The following is a 20418-nucleotide window of genomic DNA, read 5'->3' as shown; positions in this document are numbered from 1 at the left end:
TTCACCGCTTACTGGAGCACGACCGCGGCGGGCGCGGGGGGTGCAGGCTCTGGTTGGCTGACGGAGGCCGGCACGACAGCCGGGAGAGCCGCATTGGGCTGAGTGGATTCCGGAACAGCGACGCTGGGCTGCGCCTGAGTGTTGCCCGACATCACGCTTTGCTCGCGGCCAAAGCGGATCAAGCGCACGGTCTGGCTGCTGCCCACCGAAGTCGCGGCTTCGTTGAAATCGGCCATGGAGCGCAAGGTCAGCGACAGCTCGCCCTGACCGGTAGAATTGACGAGGGTTTCGGCCTGGGAAGGATCAAGCTCGAGCGTGGCGATGGTGGCGTTCTCGAAGGCCTGGCCCTGGGTGCCCGATCCCGAGCCGGATTGGGCCGGATCGCTCTGCGTGCCGGCGCCGGTGGCGCCCACTTCGCCAAGGCGCGTGCCGATAGCGAGGACGCGCACATTGGGCAGCACCACTTCGGAGACCTGCCCCATTTCGGTGGAGCGGGTCAGGAGCACATCGACATGGTCATTGGGCACAATGAAGCCCCCCGCGGCAGTGGCGGGTGCGACCGGCACCGACACGCCGCGCTTGCCGGATGCCAGAACGGCCGAGAGATAGCCCTGCCCCGTGGTGACCAACTTTTCCTGCCGGATGGGTTCACCCGGGAAGAACTCGAACCGCGCGACGGCGCCGGTCAGCTCTTCGGGCGCCTGCGGCATGGCGGAAATGGTGACATATTCGGGCCGGATGGCGCTTTCGGGCCAGTCCTGCCATTGCACGGCCGCGCTGGACAAGCGCTCGCCGACACCGATGGGAGCGGCGGCCACCAGGATTTGCGTTTTGGTTTCAGCCGGCGCTGCCTGGGTAACCACCTGGGGGCCGGGCTGTTCGCCGCCCCGCATGACCAGGAATGCTGCAAGACCACCGGCGATCAACGCTACCAGCAACAGAATCAGACGCGCCGGCCTCATTGCCTACTCCGCTTGGTGGAGGGACACGGTTGGTCCCTTGATCCACCAAACAATGAGGCCAAAGGGTCAAAGTTTGGTTAAAGGAAGCTTGGCAATCGGAGTTAACGGGCTGCTAAGACTTGCATAATGCAAGGACGAGCAGTGTTGAGCGACGTGCTCAACTGAAGACTCAGGATGCGAGGCGCTCGAATATAGCGGAATTGGAATAAACCAGGAGCCCCGCCATGGCCAATGCGACGCCATAGGGCACCCCTGACTTGCTGTCATGCAGCCGCTCGAGCCACTCGAAACGGGCCAGAAATGGCGTGAGCGGCAGTCGGCGGAGGGACAGAATCGCAAGGGTCAGGGCGCCCCCGAGCAGGGCGGCATAGACCAGGTAAGGTAGCGTCAACCCCACGCCGAGCCACAGCGTGGTCGCTGCCGCCAGCTTGGCGTCTCCGCCACCGATCCAGCGCATTGCAAAGAAGGCAAAGCCGACCACCAATACGGCCAGGGCGCAGGCGATATGCATCGCCACGAGTTCAAGAGGCAGGCCAATGGCCAACGCCGTCAACGCAAAACCGGCCACCAGCAGCAGCACCAGCTTGTTGGAAATGCGCATGGTCAACAGGTCGGACGAAGCCGCAAATGCCATGGAAAATGGGAAAAACAGCAGGGCAAGCGTGGACAAGGAACCTGTCTCCAGTAATCGGGCTAGGCCCGCCGACAACGAGCATCGCAGAACATACTAACTCCTCTGAGCGCGGTTAGACGAGCACGGGCCAGCGGACATGCGCACACACTGTTGCAACAAGGAATGCTAACGGAAAGCGGCAAGGCACTCGGGTGCCTAGGCGAATACCTGCAGAACTAGACCTAGCCACGATGAAGGGGAGGGGCAGCTTGCTCCCTCCCCTCTGGCAATTTCGCAGCAGAAATTACACCGCTGCTGGAGCAGCAGTCGTCAGGCGTCCCGAGATTCTGCCAAATAGCGCGGCCAAATCGGTACCCAGCGTGGTAGCTGCAGCAATGATTGCCACGGCGATCAGTGCGGCGATTAGGCCGTATTCAATAGCCGTCGCGCCGGACTCGTCCTGTGCGAAACGTGCGAAAATGTTCATTCCCAAGCTCCTTGCTCTCGTCATCGGGGTGACGCCATCGAGTGACAGGCCACGCATCGAACATGGCCCTAAACTATTCGGCAGCTGTTGAAATTGAGTTAAACGAAAGAGAACCCAAGTCGCGGGTTTGCTTATGATGATCAAGACCCTAACGGAAAGACTTGCATTCGAAGCAAGCAATGCAAGTTGCAAGTAGAGCTTGAATTTTGCTTTATTGCCTAGGTCCGCCGGCAGTAAGTTGGGTCAGGTGCAAGAACGCAGGGCCTCGAGTGGCGCAAGAACAGGTTCGTTCTCCCTTTATTTACCAATCTCGGTAACTCTAGCGGCATTGTACCCGAGTCCGGACCTGCCCATGCGCTCCCGTGTCGCCGCCTGCCTCGCTGCCTTGTTCGCCCTTGCCCCCCTGCCCGCTCTCCAGGCGGCGGAAACGGGGCCGATCAGCGTCAGCGTCAACATGGCCCGGGTGCTGCGCATCAGTGCGCCGGCGGCCACGGTGATCGTGGGTAATCCCGGCATTGCCGATGTGACCATTCAGGATTCCAAGACGCTGGTGTTGACCGGCAAGAGCTATGGCCAGACCAACCTGATCATCCTCGACAATGTCGGCAACCCGATCGCGGACACACTGATCGATGTGGTGCAGATGAGCTCGGGCGTGGTGACGGTGTATCAGGGCCTGCAGCGCACGAGCCTTGCCTGCGCGCCGATCTGCCAGCCCACCATCATGCTGGGCGACCAGAATGAGTATACCGCCAATACGCTGGCCTCCTCGCAGCTGGTCGGCACCGGTACCGGCAACTAAGCCAGTTTAGCCCCGCTTAACCATCCGGGCGAAGCTTCGTTCCCGAACCCTCGATCCTAACCATGGCTTAGGGGTACAGGCTTATTGTCTCGTTGCTAAAGCGAGCACCGCGATGATCCCAACCCTTTTTGCGCCCATTGCACGAGCCAGGCGCCTGCGCGCAGGCCGTCGCTTTGCCGGCGACAGCCGGGGCGCCGTCGCGGTGGAGTTCGCCCTCCTGGCCCTACCCTTTTTTGCAATCATCGCGGCCATTCTGCAGACCTCGCTGGTGTTCCTGTCCACCCAGGTGCTGGAAAGCGCGGTGCAGGATGCGTCCCGTTTGATCCGCACCGGTCAAGCCAAGACTGCCGGTTTTGACACGGCGCGGTTTCGTACCGAGGTGTGCAGCCGGCTGTACGGGCTGTTCCCCGATTGCGCCGGGCTGCATATCCGCGTGTCAACGGTAACAAATTTCACATCGGCGACAACGACGTCCCCGGTTGACCCCAACTGTACCACCGACTGCGAATGGACTGTCCCCTCCGGCTACGATGGCGGCAACCGATCCGATGTGGTGATGGTGCAAGTCTATTACAAATACCCAATCTTAGTGGACATTGGTGGGCTGGGCCTCGCCAACCTGCCGCAGAGCCAGCGCTTGCTGGGTAGCACGACAGTGTTCAAGAACGAGCCGTTCTGATGAAGGCCTGGCAAAATCTCTCGCAACTGATCATCCGCTGGCGTCAGGACAATCGCGGAGCTGCGGTGGTGGAATTTGCCCTCATCCTGCCAATCATGCTGGTCCTATATGCTGGCTCGATCGAAGCCAGTACGCTCATCACCATGGATCGCAAGGTACAGTCGACCGCCGGCGCCGTTGGCGACCTCGTGGCCCGCTCAGATGACGTGATCAGCACCACTCAGCTCAACGACTATTTTCAGGCTGCTTCGAGGATACTCGCCCCATATTCAGCAGCTAACCTCAAGCAGGTAGTAACCTCGGTGCAGATCCGGGCCGACGGAACGACGCGGGTAGATTGGTCCCTCGGTTTTAACGGAGGAACCCCGCACACCGTCAACGCCAGCATCGAGTTGCCAAACGCCATAAAGGACATCGTGCGCAACAAATATATCATCGTTGCCGAGGCATCTGCCCCGTTTGTGCCCATGTTCGACCTAGTCTTCCAGCAGGATATTCCCCTTTACCGCCAGAGCTTTTTCATGCCCCGGTTCCAGGGCGATCGCATCCAGTGTCAGGGCTGCTAGCTTGCTTGCACGACCCCCGCCGTCGTGCCACAAGCCGGCATCTGTCCACAGCCGGAAATTGCCATGACTGATACCCTCATCCCCGTGTTCGACATTGGCGGGGTCTTTGTGGACTGGAACCCCATGTATCTGTTCCGCAAGCTCTTTGAGAGCGAGGAAGATGCACTGTGGTTCCACCAGAATATCTGCACGCCCGACTGGAACTTGGAATTCGATGCCGGCACGCTTTACTCCGAAGGCGTCGCCAAGCTCGTGAGCCGGTTCCCCCGCTATTGGCGCGAGATCCAGGCGTTCGATCACCGCTGGACCGAAACCTTTGGGCCGATGATCCAGGGCACGATCGACATCCATGACGAGTTGATCGAGCAGGAGATCCCGACCTTTGCCATCACCAACTTCTCCTGGGAGAAGTGGATGACCCGGCTGGGGGAATGGCCGTTCCTTGAGAAGTTTGACGGCGTGATCGTTTCAGGCCTCGAAGGGCTGGTGAAGCCCGATCCGCGCATTTACCGCGTGTTCTGCGAACGATACGGGCTGGCGCCCGAGAGCTGCGTGTTCATCGATGATAGTGAGCCCAATGTGGTCGCGGCGCGCAAGTTCGGCCTGCATGCCATTCACTTCACCACGCCCGAAGCGGTTCGGGCCGAACTGATCGGGCTGGGCCTGCCGCTCAAGGCGCTCTGACAGCCCCGAGCGAGGCGCGGGCGCCGATCAGCCGAAGCGGCGGCCCCGCTCGATCACCTCGATCTTGTAGCCATCGGGGTCGGTGGCAAAAAAGAAACGCGCCACGAGCGTGTCGCCGTTCTTGAAATCGACGAGCTTGCCGACCGTAATGCCCTCCGCCTGGAAGCGCTGGTGCTCGGCATCGAGATCGTCCACCACGACGGCGAGATGACCATAGCCATCGCCCAGCTGATACGGCTCGGTGCGCCCTTTGTTGATGGTTAGTTCCAGCTCGAAGGCAACATCATCGCCGCGCAGGTAAACCAGGGTGAAATCGGGAAAATCGATCCGCTCGGCAGTCTCGAGGCCGAAAGCGCGGCGATAGAAATCCACCGAGCGCTCCTCGTCGAGCACGCGGATCATGGTGTGAACAAGCTTGGCCATTTATTTGGTCCCGTACATGCGATCGCCGGCATCGCCGAGGCCGGGCACGATATAGCCCTTGTCGTCGAGATGGCTGTCGATTGAGGCGGTGAACACCGGCACATCGGGATGGGCCGCGGTGAACCGCTTGATGCCCTCGGGCGCCGCGAGCAGGCACAAAAAGCGGATATTGTTGGCGCCGCGCTCCTTGAGCTTGTCGATGGCGGCCGTCGCCGAATTGGCGGTGGCCAGCATGGGATCAACCACGATCACCAGGCGATCGGCCAGGTTCGATGGTGCCTTGAAGTAATATTCGACGGGCTCGAGCGTTTCATGGTTGCGATAAAGCCCGATATGGGCGACGCGAGCAGCTGGGACCAGGTCGAGCATGCCTTCGAGCAGGCCATTGCCGGCGCGCAGGATCGAGGCGAAAACCAGCTTCTTGCCCTTGATGGTGGGCGCATCGATCCTTTGCATCGGGGTTTCGATCGAGACCATTTCAAGCTCGAGATCGCGCGTGACCTCATAGCAGAGCAGCAGCGAAATCTCCCGCAGCAGCCGCCGGAAACTGGCCGTCGAGGTTTCCTTGTCGCGCATGATCGTGAGCTTGTGCTGGATCAGCGGGTGATCAACCACGGTGACGTTGCTGGGCAGGACATCGGTCATGGGATCACCTGAAATTGGGGGAAAGAAAGCTGTTGCCGTGTCGCCCTGGCGGCAGGGAAAGCCACTGGGCAAGGCTTTCGCCAATATCGGCGAAGCTGGGGCGGATGCCAATCTCGCCTGGCGAGAGCGCTGGGGAAAACACCAGAATGGGGACTTGCTCGCGGGTATGGTCGGTGCCCGGCCAGGTGGGGTCATTGCCGTGATCGGCGGTGAGGACCAGGAGGTCATCGTGGCGCAGGGCCGCGATCAGCTCGGGCAGGCGCGCATCGAAATATTCGAGCGCCGCGGCATAGCCTGCGACATCGCGGCGGTGCCCGTATTCGCTGTCGAAATCAACGAAATTGGCGATGACCAGCGCGCCCTCGGGCGCCATTTCCATTGCTTCGAGCGTGCGGTTGAACAATTGCGGCAGCCCGGTCCCCTTGAGTTTGTGGGTGACCCCATGGCCGGCATAGATGTCGGAGATCTTGCCGATGGCGTAAACCGCGTTGCCGGCCTCGGCATTGCGGTCGAGCAGGGTCGGTTCGGGCGGAGGAATGGCGAAATCGCGCCGGTTGCCGGTGCGCTTGAAGCTGCCGCGATCCTCCCCGACAAAGGGGCGGGCGATCACCCGGCCGATCTGCAGCGGCGCCGTCAGCGCAAAGGCGGTCTGGCACAGCTGGTAGAGACGATCGAGCCCGAAATGGGTTTCGTGCGCGGCGATCTGGAACACCGAGTCCACCGAGGTGTAGCAGATGGGCATGCCGGTGCGGATCGACTCTTCGCCGAACTCGGCAATGATCTCGGTGCCCGAAGCGTGCTTGTTGCCCAAAATGCCCGGCAGGCCCGCCTGCTCGATAAGGGCAGCGGTTAATTCGGGCGGAAAGCAGGGCTCGGTCGCGGGAAAATAGCCCCAGTCGAAGGGCACGGGCACCCCGGCGATTTCCCAATGCCCGGATGGCGTGTCCTTGCCCTTGGAGACTTCCCGGCCCACGCCGAAACGACCGCCGCGCGGTGTCGCGGACAACCCGGGCGGCACGGTGCCGGTGGAGAGCTGGACGGCGGCGCCCAGGCCCATGGCGTCGAGATTGGGCAGGCGCAGGGGGCCGCTGCGAAGGCCCGGGCGGTCGGCTTTGCCAGCGGCGGCATGTTCGGCGATATGGCCCAGCGTATTGGCGCCGTCGTCGCCATAGGCCGCCGCATCAGGCGCGCCGCCGATGCCGACGCTGTCGAGAATGCAGAGAATGGCGCGGGGCATGGGCGTCAGGTCCTTGGGGTAGCGGGCGGCGGCAGCACGGCGGCGATCAGCGGCTGATCGGGCGCAGTTTCGCCCAGGCGGTAGGCAGCAACAAGGCGGCGTTCGGCCTCATCAGCACTGGCGGCGTCGCGGGCATGCAGGCGGGCGATGGGGGTGCGGTTATCCACCCTGGCGCCAAGCGGCAGCAGGTGGTCAAAGCCGACGCGATGATCAATGCCCTCGCCCGGTGCAGTGCGCCCGCCGCCCAGGGCGACCACCGCCATCCCGACGCCACGGGTATCGATGCTGGCCACCCGGCCCTCCGCCGGCGCGAATACGTCGCGCACCAGGGGCGCCGGGGCTAGGTGGCGGTCCATCTGCTCGACAAAATCGGTCGGCCCGCCCAGCGCCGCCACCATGCGGCTGAAGCGCTCGGTGGCACGGTCGCTGGTGAGCGCCCCCTCGGCCAGTTCGAGGCCCGCTGCCCGGTCGGGAACAATGCCGGCTAGCTCCGCCAGGCTGGCGGCTAAGGCCAGCGTCACCTCGCGCAGGCGAAGGTCCTGGTGCTTGCCGGTGAGGAAATCGACAGCATTGCGCATTTCGAGCCCATTGCCGGCCGCGCTGGCGAGGGGCTGGTTCATGTCGGTGATCAGCGCTGATGTGCGCAGCCCTGCCCCATTGGCGACATCGACGAGGCTTTGCGCCAGTTCGCGCGATTGTTCGAGCGTCGGCATGAAGGCGCCCGAGCCGGTCTTGACGTCAAGGATCAGGGCCCCCAAACCGGCCGCCAGCTTTTTCGAAAGGATGGAGGCGGTGATGAGGGGGACCGACTCCACCGTGCCGGTGACATCGCGAATGGCGTACAGCGTCTTGTCGGCAGGGGCGAGATCGGCGGTCTGCCCGATCACGGCGCAGCCGACATCGCGCACCACATGGCGGAAAAGGGCATTGTCGGGGCTGGTGGAATAGCCCGGAATGGCATCGAACTTGTCGAGCGTGCCCCCGGTATGGCCAAGGCCGCGCCCCGAAATCATCGGCACGAACATGCCCATGGCCGCAAGCATAGGCGCCAGCATCAGGGACACATTGTCCCCCACTCCGCCGGTGGAATGCTTGTCGGCCACCGGCCCGTCGAGATCGGACCAGTCGAGCACGGTGCCGCTGTCGCGCATGGCGAGGGTCAGCGCGACGCACTCAGCCCGGTCCATGCCGCGGAAATATACCGCCATGGCAAAGGCAGCTGCCTGCGCTTCCGAGACCGTGTTGTCGCCCAGGCCGGCGATGAACCGGGCAATCTCGCCAGCGCCCAGGGCTTTGCCGTTGCGCTTGTTGAGGATGGTTTCTTGCGGGAGGAAGGTCACGCTTTCAGCCTCGCTTGGTGCTCTGCCCCCGTGGTTCGAGGGTCGCTACGCTCCCGCCTCACCATGAGGGCACCGGAGCGCTGAGTTCTTGGAGCCCTCATGGTGAGGGGCGAGCCCTTCGTGAGCCTCGAACCACGGGGGCGACACTCACGCCCCGTATGGGATCCAGACATTTTTGATCTGGGTGGCTTTGGCGAGGAAGTAGTCGCCGGCGAATTTCTGCGCGTCGGTGAAGTCGAAGCGGCGGCCGCTTGTGGTCCAGGTTTGCTTGAGATTGCCGGCCGAAACCTTTTCGAGGAGGGCAGAGGCTTCCGCCGAGCCGCAGAACCAGAGCGCGTCGACCCCATGGTGTTCGGCCAGCGTCTTGCCCAGCGCCTCGGGATTGCCGGTGACGATGTTGATGACACCCGCGGGGACATCGGAGGTTTCGAGCACCTGGTAGAGATCCGTGACGCTGAGCGGGGCCACCGCCGATGGCACCAGCACCACGGTGTTGCCCATGGCAATGGCCGGGGCAAGCAAGCTCACGGCCCCCAGCAGCGGTTGCTCGGCCGGCGCGACGATCCCCAATACGCCAATGGGCTCGACCATGGCGGCAGCGACGGCCCGCGTGGGCGGATTGTGGATGGCGCCATCATATTTGTCGGCCCAGCCGGCAAAGGCAAAGAGCCGCTCGATGCTGGCGGCCACTTCGGCGTCACCATCCCCGCCGGTTTGCGCCGCGATGCGGCGGGCAAATTCGACGCGGCGATAATCGAGGTTTTCAGCGAGGAAATAAAGGATCTGGGCGCGGTTATGGGCAGTCGTCGTGCCCCAGCCCAGCGCCTTGCGCGCTGCTTCGACGGCGTTGCGGATGTCCTTCCGGTTGCCGTCGCCCACTTCCCCGATCAGGCCGCCATCGGCGCCATGCACGGGCAGCGAATAGCCGCTATCGGGGCGGGCCTGCTTGCCGCCGATATAAAGCTTGGCAGTCTGGTCGAGGCTCTCGAGTGGATTGGCCGCTGGCCGCGCCGGTGCTTCGAGCGGCTCGGTAGCCTGGGCGGCGGCGAGGGGCAGGTCGTGTTCCCAGGCGGGGCGCAAATAGCTCGCCATGCCTTCGCGCCCGCCTTCGCGCCCAAACCCGCTTTCGCGCACGCCGCCAAAGCCCACGGCGGCATCGAACTGGTTGGTGCCGTTGATCCACACCACGCCCGCCTTGAGTTTTGGGGCAATATCGAGCGCCAGATTGATGTTCTCGCTCCAGATCGTGGCGGCGAGGCCATATTGGGTGTTGTTGGCCAGCGCTACTGCCTCCTCGGGTGTCCGGAAGCTCATCGCCACCAGCACCGGCCCGAAGATTTCTTCGGCCACCAGCGTATTGGCGGGCGAAACATTGGTGACCAAGGCGGGCTTGAGGTACGCGCCCTTGGCGGGCAGTTCGCCCTCGACCTCAAACACTTCGGCCCCCTGGGCGACGCCCTTGGCCATCAGTTTGCGCACGCGCTCCACCTGCACCGGGTCGATCATGGCGCCCACATCGATGGATTTGTCGAGCGGATCGCCGATGCGCAGGTTCGCCATGCGCGTCTTGAGCTTCTTGATGAAGCGCTCGGCGATGGATTCCTGCACCAACAGGCGCGAGCCGGCACAGCAGACCTGGCCCTGGTTGAACCAGATCGCGTCCACCAGCCCTTCGGCGGCGCTGTCGAGATCGGCATCGTCAAAGACGAGGTAGGGGCTCTTGCCCCCGAGCTCGAGCGAGAGGCCCTTGCCCGAACCGGCAGTGGCGGCGCGGATGGCCTTGCCCACTTCAGTCGAGCCGGTAAAGGCGATCTTGTCGATGCCGGGATGAGCGACGATCGCCTGGCCCGTGTCGCCGGCGCCAGTGACGATGTTGACCACGCCCGGCGGCAGGCCGACCCTCTCGCAGATTTCGGCAAACAAGAGGGCCGTCAGCGAGGTGAATTCGGCCGGCTTGAGCACCACGGTGTTGCCCGCGGCGAGAGCCGGCGCGATCTTCCAGGCCAGCATCAGTAGCGGAAAATTCCACGGGATGATCTGCCCGCAAACGCCATAAGGCACCTGGCCGGGGAAGGAGCGCGCGGCGTGCTGGGCCCAGCCGGCGTGGTGGTAGAAATGGCGCGCCACCAGGGGAATATCGATGTCGCGCGACTCCCGGATCGGCTTGCCATTGTCGAGGGTTTCGAGCACGGCAAAGAGGCGCGCATGCTTTTGCACCGCGCGGGCCAGGGCATAGAGATATTTGGCGCGCTCGAAGCCCGGCAAGGCGCTCCAGCCCGGGAAGGCCGCCCGCGCCGCGGCAACTGCTGCATCGACATCGGCCGCGGTGCCGGCGCCGATCAGCGCCAGGGGCTCGCCCGTCGCCGGATTATGGCTGGGGAAGGTGGCGGCGGCGGTGGCCCACTGCCCGCCAATGAAATGGCCGAACTGGCGATGATGCGCATCAAGCCAGGCCAGTGCCTGGTCGGCCGCTTCGGGCGCAGGACCGTAATCGAGGGTTTCGAAGACTTGCGTGATCTTGTTCATGTCGTTCCTCCGGTCCGGTGCGCGCCCGGTTGCTGGTCCCGCCCGCGCCCTGCAGCGGCTCTGTGCCCTGACGGCAGATGCCCTGGTGTTTCACACCATGGGCTGGCGATAATCGGCGGCGTAGTGCCCGGTAACGCCATGCTCGAGCTGGCGCTCGATATCGGTGAGCAGGCTGGAAGCGCCAAAGCGGAACAGGTGCGGCTGCAGCCACTGGGTGCCTAGCTCTTCCTTCATCAGCGCCATATAGGCCAGCGCGTCCTTGGCCCGGGAAATGCCGCCGGCCGGCTTGTAGCCGATCTCGATGCCGGTTTGCTCGGCAAACCAGCGGATCATGCGGATCATGGCCAGCGAGGTCACGAGATTGGCGTTGGTTTTTTCCTTGCCGGTCGAGGTCTTGATGAAATCGGCACCGGCCAGCATGCAGACCAGCGACGCCTTGGCGACATTGGTGAGGGTGGCCAATTCCCCGGTGCCCAGAATGGTCTTGATATGGGCGTCGCCACAAGCCTCGCGGTAGGCGCGGATCTGATCGTAAAGCCCCTGCCAGTCGCCCCGGAGCACGGTGCCGCGCTCGATGACGATGTCGATTTCCTCAGCGCCATCGGCAACGGAAAGCTCGATTTCGCGCAGCTTGGTTTCAAGGGGCGCGAGGCCATGGGGAAAGGCGGTGGATACTGCCGCCACGGGAATGCCGCTGCCTTCGAGCGCGTGCACGGCCGTGGCGACAAAGCTATGGTAGACGCAAACCGCGCCGGGCACGATGCGCAGCTTTTCCGCGCCCAGGCGCTTGAGAATTTCGGGGCGAACCGGCTGGCGCGCCTTGGCGCAAAGCCGCTCGACCCGCGCCGGCGTGTCATCGGCATTGAGCGTCGTCAGATCGAGCAGCGTGATGGCCTTGAGCAACCAGGCGAGCTGATAATCCTTTTTCACCGTGCGGCGGGCGCCGATCGTGCCGGCGCGGCGCTCCAGCGCCGAACGGTTCATTACGGTGCGCTCGACCCAATCGAGATCGAGGGTGAAGCCGGGATTGCGGCGATGCACCGGAGCGGTTGGTTGCTGGTTGACGACCCTCAGGCTCATAGTTCCTCCACCAGCGCGGGGATCAGCTGCTTGAGCTTGTCCGCGCCCGCAACGGCCATGGTCTTGGTGTGCTCATGGCTGATGTTCTCGCTCGACAGGCCCGCGCCCATATTGGTGATCGAGGAGCAGGCCCACACCTTCATCCCAAGGAAACGCGCGAGGATCACTTCTGGTGCCGTGGACATGCCGACGGCCTGGGCGCCCAGGCGGATTGCCATCTGGATTTCGGCTACAGTTTCAAAGCTCGGGCCGGAATACCAGAGATAAATGCCCTCGCCCAAATGCAGCCCCCGCCGCTCGGCAATGTCCATGGCCTTGGCGCGCAGCTCGGGGGCATAGCAATCCACCATATTGGTGAAGCGCCGGTCGGTGGCCTCCCCGATCAGCGGGTTCATCCCGGCATAGTTGATGTGATCGGAAATCATCATCAAATCGCCCGGGCGCAGCCGCTCATCAACCGAGCCGGCCGAATTGGTCAGCAGCAGGGTTTGCGCGCCCAGCTCCGCCATTGTTTCCAGCGCCGGCCGCATGGCGGCGGCATTGCCATGCTCATAATAATGCTCGCGCCCGGTCAGCACCGCGATGCGCTTGCCGCCCATCGTGCCGATCAGCAGGTCGCGGCCATGCCCCGACACCCCGCCACCGGGAAAGCCCTTGAGCTCGGCATAAGGAATGGTGATGCAATCCGCGAGCCCCTCGCCAATCGCCGACAAGCCCGAGCCCAGCACCAGGGCCGCAGTGATGGGCTCCTTGCCCGCGATCTGGCGAATGGTCTTGGCGGCTTTGGTCATGGTTTTGGTCTCGTTTTTTTGTCACTCCCCTCTCGCAGCCGGGAGGGGTTGGCGATGGCGTGAATTGGGGTGAAGGACCCTACGCCCTCACCCTGGCCCTCCCCTCAAGGGGAGGGGACGATGGATTGTCAGGCCCGTTTTGCGTGGCGGGCGTAGCTTACACGCAATGTTATCGGCTCCAGCCCTCCCTCCCCCTTGAGGGGAGGGTCGGGGTGGGGGTCGGCGTTGCTTTGGCGCCGGACGGGTCGACCCCCTCCCTAGCCCTCCCCTCAAGGGGGAGGGGACGCAGGCAACCAGACCCCGCCGCTCCCAAAAAACTCACTTCGGCAGGTATTCCGGCCCGAAACTGTGCGGCAGCAATTGTTCGAGCGTCGTCAGCAGCGGCTCGCCCTCGACGCCATGCGAGATCACCGTGACATCGAGATCGGCAAATTCGCGGATGCGTTGGCGGCAGCCGCCGCAAGGAGTGACCGGCGCGGCGCCGGGGCCCGTCACATAGATGCGGGCAATGCGCTTGCCGCCCCCCGCAATCATCGCGGCGATGGCCGAGGCTTCGGCGCAATTGCCCACGGGATAGGCGGCATTCTCGATATTGCAGCCGCTATAGATCTGCCCGTCATCGGCGAGGATTGCCGCGCCCACCGTAAAGCGGGAATAGGGCGCATAGGCCTTGGCGCGGATGGCTTCTGCGGCCTGGAACAGCGCCTCGTCGGTGGCATCGCTCAGCATGGCAAGGGTCCTTTCGGGGGCAAGAAAGCTAGCGCTCCTTGGTATAGGCCACGCCGCCTGCCTTGGGGCCCACGGCCTTGCCGATAAAGCCCGCCAGCAGCACCACGGTCAGCACATAGGGCAGCGCCTGGATGGCCTGCACCGGCACGACGCCGATGATCGGCAGCTCGAAATTCTGCAGCCGGATCTGCAGCGCATCGAGGAAGCCGAACAGAAGGCAGGTGAACATGGCGGGCACCGGCTTCCACTTGGCAAAGATCAGCGCCGCGAGCGCGATATAGCCCTTGCCGGCCGTCATGTTGTTGCCGAAACCCGAGCCCTGGGCGATGGAAAAATAAGCGCCCGCGAGCCCGCACAGCACGCCGGTGATCAGCACGGCCTGGAAGCGCAGCTTGTTGACCGAAATGCCGGCGGTATCGACCGCCTTGGGGTTTTCGCCGACCGCGCGCAGGCGCAAGCCAAAGCGGGTGCGATACAGCACATAGGCGGTGACCGCCACCATGGCGAAGGCGACATAAACCAGGATATAATGGCCCGAGATCAGGTCGGCATAGATGGGGCCGATAATGGGCACGCCCGACAGTTCACGGGCAAAAGGCAGCTCGATGGTGCCGAAGCGCCCGCTCGGCGGCAAGGCCGGGGTGCGGCCGCCCTGGCGGAACCATTGCTGCCCGAGAAAGGTGGTCAGTCCCGCCGCCAGCATGTTGATGGCGACGCCCGCGATCAGCTGGTTGCCCTTGAGGGTGATGGCGGCCACGCCCTGCAACAGGGCGGTCGATACCGAAACCAGCGTGCCGGCGAGCAAGCCCAGCCAGACCGAGCCGCTGACCGCCGCTACTGCGGCGGCGGCAAAGGCGGCCGCCAGCATCTTGCCTTCCAGCCCGATATCAAAAATGCCGGCCCGCTCGGAATAAAGGCCAGCAAGGCACGCCAGCAGCAGCGGGGTCGAGAGGCGCAGCGTCGCATCGAGAATGGACAGAACGGCCGAGATATCCATGGCTCAGCTTTCGCTCGAAACGGTGGAGCGCGCGGCCGCTTCGGCGCGCGATTCCGGGCTGATGAGGAGAAAGCTGCGTTGCAGGGCGGGCCGGAACAGGCCTTCCATGGCGCCGGTGAAGAGGATCACGAGCGCCTGGATGATCACCACCACGGTGCGATCGAGCCCCGAAATCACATATTGCAGCTCATTGCCGCCCTGGTAGAGCGCCCCGAACAGGAGCGCGGCCAGCGCAATGCCTAGCGGATGGTTGCGTCCCATCAGCGCCACGGCAATGCCGACAAAGCCGGCATCGGCGACGAAATCGAGCACCAGCCGGTTCTGCACGCCCAGCACTTCGTTGAACGCCACCATGCCCGCCAGCGCCCCCGACAGGGTCATGGTGATGATGATCATCTTGCTGTTAGAAATGCCGGCATAGCGCGCCGCCGTCGGGTTCTGCCCCATGGTGCGCAGGGCATAGCCAAAGCGCGTATGCCAGATCAGTACGTAGACCGCGACCAGCGCCAAAAGCGCAATGACGATGGAGAGATTGACAGGCGTATAGTTGAAGGGCTCAAAGAACTGCCCCAGCTTGGGCATGCGCCCGGCTTCGGCGATCATGCGCGATTCCGGGCCCGAGACATTGGCGGGCTTGAGGACGCGGTTGAGCATGTAGATCATCAGCGCCGAGGCGATGAAATTGAACATGATGGTGGTGATCACCACATGGCTGCCGCGCTTGGCCTGCAGATAGCCCGGAATAAACGCCCAGGCCCCGCCAAACAGCGCTGCTGCCAAGAGCGCCACGGGCGCCACGATGAGCCAATGGGTGGTATCGAGCGCGGTGGCGGCCAGGATCACGCCGAGCCCGGCGACATAGGCCTGCCCGTTGGCGCCGATATTGAAGAGCCCGCCATGGGCGGCGAGCGCCACGGCCAGCCCCGTGAAGATGAAGTTGGTGGTGTAATAGAGTGTATAGCCGATATTGTAGCCATTGCCGAAGGCGCCGGTGACAATGGCCCAGAGCGCCACGAACGGGTTCTGCCCGATCAGCAGCAGCACGATGCCCGACACGATAAAGGCCAGCACGAGATTGAGCACCGGCAGCAGGGCAATATCGGCCCAGCGCGGCAATGGCCGAAGCGCACTCATTGGGCGGCCTTTCTGTCGGTGACGCCGGCCATCATCAATCCAAGTTCGCCTTCGGTGGCGGTAGCGGGATCGGCTTCGCCCACGATCTGGCCGTCAAACATCACGAGGATACGGTCCGACAGCGAGCGGATTTCGTCGAGCTCGACGGAAACGACGAGGATCGCCTTGCCGGCATCGCGCATCCTGATGATCTGGTTGTGGATGAATTCAATGGCGCCGATATCGACGCCGCGCGTGGGCTGGCCCACCACCAGCACATCGGGATTGCGCTCCATTTCGCGCGCCAGCACGATCTTTTGCTGGTTGCCGCCCGAAAACAGCGCTGTCTTGAGGTTGATGTCGGGGGGGCGCACGTCGAAAGTGGCGATGCGCTCGGCCGCGTCGCGCTTGGCGGCGGCAATATCGAGCAAGGGTCCGCGCCCATAGGCGGGATCGTCCTGGTAGCCGAGAATGGCGTTTTCCCATTCGGCAAAGCTCGTGACGAGACCCATGCGCTGCCGGTCCTCGGGCACATGGGCGAGGCCCGCGGCCCGGGCGCGCGCCGCGCCATCATCGCCGCGCAGGGACAGCGGCTTGCCATTGAGGATCACCTCGCCTGCGCGCTGGTCGCGCATGCCGGTGACGGCCTCGAGCAGTTCGGTCTGCCCATTGCCCGACACCCCGGCAATGCCGACGATCTCGCCGGCCCGTACGGAAAAGCTGACATCCTTGACCCGCACAATGCCCAGATCGTCGGCAACGACGAGGTTGCGCACCTCAAGCAGGGTCTTGCCGGGATGAGCGGGGCCCTTTTCGATGCGCAGCAAGACGCGGCGCCCGACCATCAGCTCAGCGAGCTGTTCGGGATTGGTGTTCCTGGTGGGGAGCGTCGCCACCATTTCGCCGCCGCGCATCACCGAAACATTGTCGGTGATGGCCATGATCTCGCGCAGCTTGTGGGTGATGATGATGACCGTCTTGCCTTGGTCGCGCAGGGTTTGCAGCACCCGGAACAGGTCGTCGGCTTCCTTGGGCGTCAAAACGCCGGTGGGTTCATCGAGAATGAGCGTTTCGGCGCCGCGATACAGCGCCTTGAGGATTTCCACCCGCTGCTGCTGGCCAACCGAGATATCCTCGATCACCGCGTCGGGGTCGACCTCAAGGTCATATTCGGCTTCGAGCCGCGCCAGTTCCTTGCGCGCCCGCGCCAGGCTTGGGCGCAAAAACCCGGAATCCTCGGCGCCCAGCACCACATTTTCGAGCACGGTGAAGTTTTCCACCAGCATGAAGTGCTGGTGCACCATGCCGATGCCGAGCTGGAGCGCATGGCGGCTATCGGTGACGGCCTGCACCTGCCCGTTGACGCGGATCGTGCCGCTGTCGGCGGTGTAAAAGCCATAGAGGATGGACATCAGCGTCGACTTGCCGGCGCCGTTTTCCCCCACAATGCCGTGGATTGTGCCGCGCGCGACCTTGAGGTCGATGTCCTTGTTGGCATGGACCGGGCCGAAGCGCTTGTTGATCCCCTCAAGCTCGATGGCCCAGCCCGCTGCCGGGACGGGAACAGCGGCCGGGTCCGGCCGCTGTGGATTGGTGGGATCAATACCGCTCATTAGCGCAGGGCTTTACAGCGGGCAGTTGTTGTCGGTGGTGTAATCATGCACTTCGATCTCGCCTGAAGCGATCTTGCCCTTGAGCTCATCGAGCTTGGCCTGGTCTTCGGGGGTGATGAGGCTCTGGTTGTTCTCGTCCACGGCGTAATCGACGAAATCGCCCTCCAGACCCAGAATGGTGAGGCCCGGCTTGAAGGTGGCGTCATCGCCGCCATTGGTGAAGGCTTCCACCACGGCATTGTCGACGCGCTTGAGCATCGAGGTCAGCACCGAGCCGGGGTGCAGATAGTTCTGGTTGCTGTCGACGCCGATCGAATACTTGCCCTGGTCGGCCATGGTCTGCAGCACGCCGAGACCCGAGCCACCGGCAGCGGCAAAGATCACGTCGGCGCCGGCGTCGGAAGCGGCGGTCGCCAGTTCACCGGCGGTCACCGGATCGTTCCAGGCAGCCGGGGTGGTGCCGGTATAGTTTTCGATCAGCTTGATGTCGGGGTTCACCGCCTTGGCGCCCTGGGCATAGCCGCAATAGAATTTGTGGATCAGGGGCACATCCATACCACCCACAAAGCCGATCGTGCCGGTTTCGGACTTCATCGCCGCGAGCGCACCGACAAGGAACGAGCCGGTATGCTCGTCAAACAGGATCGACTGGACATTGGGAGCATCCACCACGGCGTCGATCACGACGAAATTGGTGTCGGGAAATTCGGCGGCGAGCGGGGCCAGCACCGATTCCCACATGAAGCTCATCACGACGATTGGGTTAGCGCCTTGGCTGGCGAAGCGGCGCAGGGCCTGTTCGCGCTGGGCGTCGTTTTGCAGTTCCAGTTCGAGATAGTTGCCGCCGGTGTCTGCCTTCCACTTCTCGGCGCCGTTATAGGCGGCCTCGTTGAAGGACTTGTCGAACTTGCCGCCCAGATCATAGATCAGTGCGGGATCAGCAAAGGCGGCACCCGAAAGCAGTGCGCTCAGCGCGATCCCGCCGGCCAGTGCCTTGATGGAGCTTGCAAACTTCATGAGGTCGTCTCCCTGTCTCGCAATGGAGCGTTGGCGCCACGCCCAACGGTGAATTCTCCCTGCGCTCTGGGGGGATACAATCGTGCAATCCCCTTGTCCGCAAGCAAAAAAGCAGCGCCTTCAATGATCTGAACAAAGATTGACCATGCCGCCGCTCCGGTAGGCGCGGCCGGCGGCTAACCCGCCTGCTCTGGCGGTGGCAGCGGAGTCACCGCGGCGCCCATCGCATCGCCGAAGCGGGCGAAAAAGCCATCGATGATCTTTTGCGCGGAGTTGCCAATAATCGCCTGTCCCAGGCGCATGAGCTGGCCCGAGGCGCCGCCGGTGGCGGTGAACACGAGTTCAGTCTGTTCGCCCCGGTCGGTCAGCACGATATCGGCCGCCCCTTCGGCGAGCCCTAACAGACCGCCCTTGCCGCGGCCCGTCAGCGTATAGCGCTCGGCCGGAACGATATTGGACAGGTTGAGCCCGCCTTTGAACACGGGATGCACCACGCCCAGATTGACCTTGATCTCGAGGTCGAGCGCTGTCGGGCCCGACCATTCGATGCGATGGCAGCCGGGAATGGCGGCTTGCAGCACCGCGGCGTCATTCAGGGCGAGCCAAACCACGGGACGGGGCGCAGCGATGAGATAACGGCCACCGAACTGCATCAGCGCATGCCCAGCGCGACGGGCGGAAAAATGGCAGCGCTGTGGCGAAAATACCGTGGTTTGCAAATGCTTTGCACTGATTTTGCCCCTGCCCTTTACGTGCGGCTTTTTCGCACCAATATGGCCTAAATAGTCGGCCTGTGGCGCAGATGCAATTGTCACGCGTTAGGCCAGCAGCAATCTATAGCGCAACCAGGCGATCTCGCCGATGCCGCGCAGAATCAGGAGCGAACATGGCCAGCCAAGTCACCACTGCTACGCCCACCGCCAATTCGGTGCCCTCCGCCGTTGCCGAACAGCCGCTGCAGTATCTGGACAAGGCCGTCAACGCGATCCGCAATCTGGGGATCTGGCCCGAACAGCAGGGCGAGCAGCCCATCACCGGCTTGTTGCAACAGATCACCGATCTGGATGAAACCCGAGTAATCCTGATCGGGCGCACGCTCTCGCAGGCCAGCGCCTTCAACGAGGTGGTGCGCGAGCAGGTCGCGGCCGTCAAGATCGGCGAGCGCTACGAGGACATCACCAAGGGCTTTGACTCCATCCGCGACGACGCCAAGGCGATGGTCGACCAGTTGGCCGACAACAAGATCAACCTGGTGGAACGCGTCAGCAATGTGTGGATGAAGGTCAGCCGCGGCGACATTGCCACGCGCTTCAATTCCATTCGCGACACCTATCTCGCGGTCACCGCCGACACCAAGGACCAGATCGAGCGCGAGCACACCATTCTCGAGGCCTATCGCGATTTCCGCGGGGCGCTGAAGCAAGCCGAGGTGATGGCGCTCGAAGTGCTGGCCACCGCCGAGCAGCGGCTGGAAGAAAAGAAGAATATTTTGCAGGCTGCGGCCGAGGAACTGGCCGGCTATGCCGGCACTGTGCCGGCCGATCGCGCCCGCCTTGAAATGGCGCGCGACGAGCGCCTGCGCGAAATGCAGAACGAGGAAAAGCGCTACCAGATCGCCAAGGACCTCTCGGACAATTTGACCATCTCCTACAACACTTCCGAAGTGGTGATGGCGCGACTGATGCAGACCACCAATGCCAAGGAGCGGGTGTATCAGCAGTCGATCTCGTTCTTTTCCACCAATGAAACCGTTTTGACGGCCCTGTCGGCCTCGTTCACCGGCATGTTCGGGCTCAACGAATCCACCGCCACGCTCAACGCGATGAAGGAAGGGATGAGCAAGAGCCTCGAAACCCTCTCCGAAATCGGCGACCGGGTGGGCGAGGAAGCGGTGCGCGCCGGGTATGGCCCGACCGTGCGTGCCGATGCAGTCAAGAAGCTCGTCGACAGCGTCATCAACTTTCAGGAAAAGTCGCGCACCATCATCAACGAGATGCGCGTGGCCTCGACCAAGAACTCGGCCGAAATCCGCGACGCGGTGGAAGACGGCAAGCGGCGCCTCGCGACCCTCGCGACCGAAGGCAATGCCTTGCTGCTTGAATCCGGCCGCTGAG

At 63.4% G+C, this 20418-nt stretch carries 21 protein-coding genes; 5 read left to right on the top strand and 16 right to left on the bottom strand.

Annotation, left to right across the window (positions count from 1 at the left end; translation table 11 throughout):
• Positions 1–8 precede the first annotated feature (8 nt).
• From cpaB to AC3YMN_RS17720, 3 genes are all read right to left on the bottom strand, one after another.
• Positions 9–962 carry a Flp pilus assembly protein CpaB gene (gene cpaB / locus AC3YMN_RS17730; protein WP_489891044.1) on the bottom strand — a complete coding sequence of 318 codons (954 nt, stop codon included), beginning with the start codon at positions 960–962 and terminating at the stop codon, positions 9–11.
• 169 nt (positions 963–1131) lie between these two features.
• Positions 1132–1632: an A24 family peptidase gene (locus AC3YMN_RS17725; RefSeq protein WP_489891043.1), complete on the bottom strand. Its 501-nt coding sequence runs from the start codon at positions 1630–1632 to the stop codon at positions 1132–1134.
• A 247-nt stretch (positions 1633–1879) separates the two neighbouring features.
• Positions 1880–2062: a Flp family type IVb pilin gene (locus AC3YMN_RS17720; RefSeq protein WP_489891042.1), complete on the bottom strand. Its 183-nt coding sequence runs from the start codon at positions 2060–2062 to the stop codon at positions 1880–1882.
• A 352-nt stretch (positions 2063–2414) separates the two neighbouring features.
• Here AC3YMN_RS17720 and AC3YMN_RS17715 point away from each other — a divergent pair, with 352 nt between their 5' ends.
• From AC3YMN_RS17715 to AC3YMN_RS17700, 4 genes are all read left to right on the top strand, one after another.
• The gene (locus AC3YMN_RS17715) at positions 2415–2864 is read left to right on the top strand and encodes a pilus assembly protein N-terminal domain-containing protein (RefSeq protein ID WP_127751977.1); all 450 of its coding nucleotides are present in this window, start codon (positions 2415–2417) and stop codon (positions 2862–2864) included.
• Positions 2865–2976: 112 nt separating this feature from the next.
• Complete coding sequence (locus AC3YMN_RS17710) at positions 2977–3543, top strand: TadE/TadG family type IV pilus assembly protein (RefSeq protein ID WP_127751976.1); 567 nt, start codon at positions 2977–2979, stop codon at positions 3541–3543.
• A complete protein-coding gene (locus tag AC3YMN_RS17705) occupies positions 3543–4109 on the top strand; it encodes a TadE/TadG family type IV pilus assembly protein (protein ID WP_489891041.1) in 567 nt (188 codons plus the stop codon). The genes AC3YMN_RS17710 and AC3YMN_RS17705 overlap by 1 nt, the downstream gene beginning before the upstream one ends.
• 63 nt (positions 4110–4172) lie before the next feature.
• Positions 4173–4793: an HAD family hydrolase gene (locus AC3YMN_RS17700; RefSeq protein ID WP_489891040.1), complete on the top strand. Its 621-nt coding sequence runs from the start codon at positions 4173–4175 to the stop codon at positions 4791–4793.
• A 27-nt stretch (positions 4794–4820) separates the two neighbouring features.
• On the opposite strand, the gene AC3YMN_RS17695 is transcribed toward AC3YMN_RS17700, so the two are convergent.
• From AC3YMN_RS17695 to AC3YMN_RS17635, 13 genes are all read right to left on the bottom strand, one after another.
• The gene (locus tag AC3YMN_RS17695) at positions 4821–5216 is read right to left on the bottom strand and encodes a VOC family protein (RefSeq protein WP_489891039.1); all 396 of its coding nucleotides are present in this window, start codon (positions 5214–5216) and stop codon (positions 4821–4823) included.
• Positions 5217–5861 carry a uracil phosphoribosyltransferase gene (gene upp, locus AC3YMN_RS17690; protein WP_127751972.1) on the bottom strand — a complete coding sequence of 215 codons (645 nt, stop codon included), beginning with the start codon at positions 5859–5861 and terminating at the stop codon, positions 5217–5219.
• Between the two features lie 4 nt (positions 5862–5865).
• The gene (locus tag AC3YMN_RS17685) at positions 5866–7098 is read right to left on the bottom strand and encodes a phosphopentomutase (protein ID WP_489891038.1); all 1233 of its coding nucleotides are present in this window, start codon (positions 7096–7098) and stop codon (positions 5866–5868) included.
• A gap of 5 nt (positions 7099–7103) precedes the next feature.
• Positions 7104–8438 carry a thymidine phosphorylase gene (gene deoA, locus AC3YMN_RS17680; RefSeq protein ID WP_489891037.1) on the bottom strand — a complete coding sequence of 445 codons (1335 nt, stop codon included), beginning with the start codon at positions 8436–8438 and terminating at the stop codon, positions 7104–7106.
• A 147-nt stretch (positions 8439–8585) separates the two neighbouring features.
• Positions 8586–10964, bottom strand: a complete 2379-nt coding sequence (locus tag AC3YMN_RS17675; protein ID WP_489891036.1) for an aldehyde dehydrogenase family protein — start codon at positions 10962–10964, stop codon at positions 8586–8588.
• Between the two features lie 90 nt (positions 10965–11054).
• Positions 11055–12044: a deoxyribose-phosphate aldolase gene (gene deoC, locus AC3YMN_RS17670; RefSeq protein WP_489891035.1), complete on the bottom strand. Its 990-nt coding sequence runs from the start codon at positions 12042–12044 to the stop codon at positions 11055–11057.
• On the bottom strand, positions 12041–12835 hold the full coding sequence (locus AC3YMN_RS17665) for a purine-nucleoside phosphorylase (RefSeq protein WP_127751967.1): 795 nt from the start codon (positions 12833–12835) through the stop codon (positions 12041–12043). The genes deoC and AC3YMN_RS17665 overlap by 4 nt, the downstream gene beginning before the upstream one ends.
• A 318-nt stretch (positions 12836–13153) precedes the next feature.
• Positions 13154–13564: a cytidine deaminase gene (locus AC3YMN_RS17660; RefSeq protein ID WP_127751966.1), complete on the bottom strand. Its 411-nt coding sequence runs from the start codon at positions 13562–13564 to the stop codon at positions 13154–13156.
• A 28-nt stretch (positions 13565–13592) separates the two neighbouring features.
• Entirely contained in the window at positions 13593–14561 is a 969-nt protein-coding gene (locus AC3YMN_RS17655) for an ABC transporter permease (RefSeq protein WP_172122393.1), read from the bottom strand.
• Between the two features lie 3 nt (positions 14562–14564).
• Complete coding sequence (locus AC3YMN_RS17650) at positions 14565–15695, bottom strand: ABC transporter permease (RefSeq protein WP_489891034.1); 1131 nt, start codon at positions 15693–15695, stop codon at positions 14565–14567.
• A complete protein-coding gene (locus AC3YMN_RS17645) occupies positions 15692–17287 on the bottom strand; it encodes an ABC transporter ATP-binding protein (protein ID WP_172122392.1) in 1596 nt (531 codons plus the stop codon). Before AC3YMN_RS17645 ends, AC3YMN_RS17650 begins: the two co-directional genes overlap by 4 nt.
• Before the next feature lie 12 nt (positions 17288–17299).
• Positions 17300–18304: a BMP family lipoprotein gene (locus AC3YMN_RS17640; RefSeq protein WP_172122391.1), complete on the bottom strand. Its 1005-nt coding sequence runs from the start codon at positions 18302–18304 to the stop codon at positions 17300–17302.
• Positions 18305–18480: 176 nt separating this feature from the next.
• Positions 18481–18957 (bottom strand): SRPBCC family protein, encoded by a 477-nt coding sequence (locus AC3YMN_RS17635; protein WP_172122390.1) that lies wholly within the window; start codon positions 18955–18957, stop codon positions 18481–18483.
• A gap of 233 nt (positions 18958–19190) precedes the next feature.
• On the opposite strand from AC3YMN_RS17635, the gene AC3YMN_RS17630 reads away from it, so the two are divergent.
• Complete coding sequence (locus AC3YMN_RS17630) at positions 19191–20417, top strand: cell surface protein (protein WP_206524685.1); 1227 nt, start codon at positions 19191–19193, stop codon at positions 20415–20417.
• Position 20418: the final 1 nt, after the last annotated feature.

It is taken from the genome of Devosia sp. Z11_6 (assembly GCF_058133665.1).
This window is presented reverse-complemented; position numbering and strand designations above follow the sequence as displayed.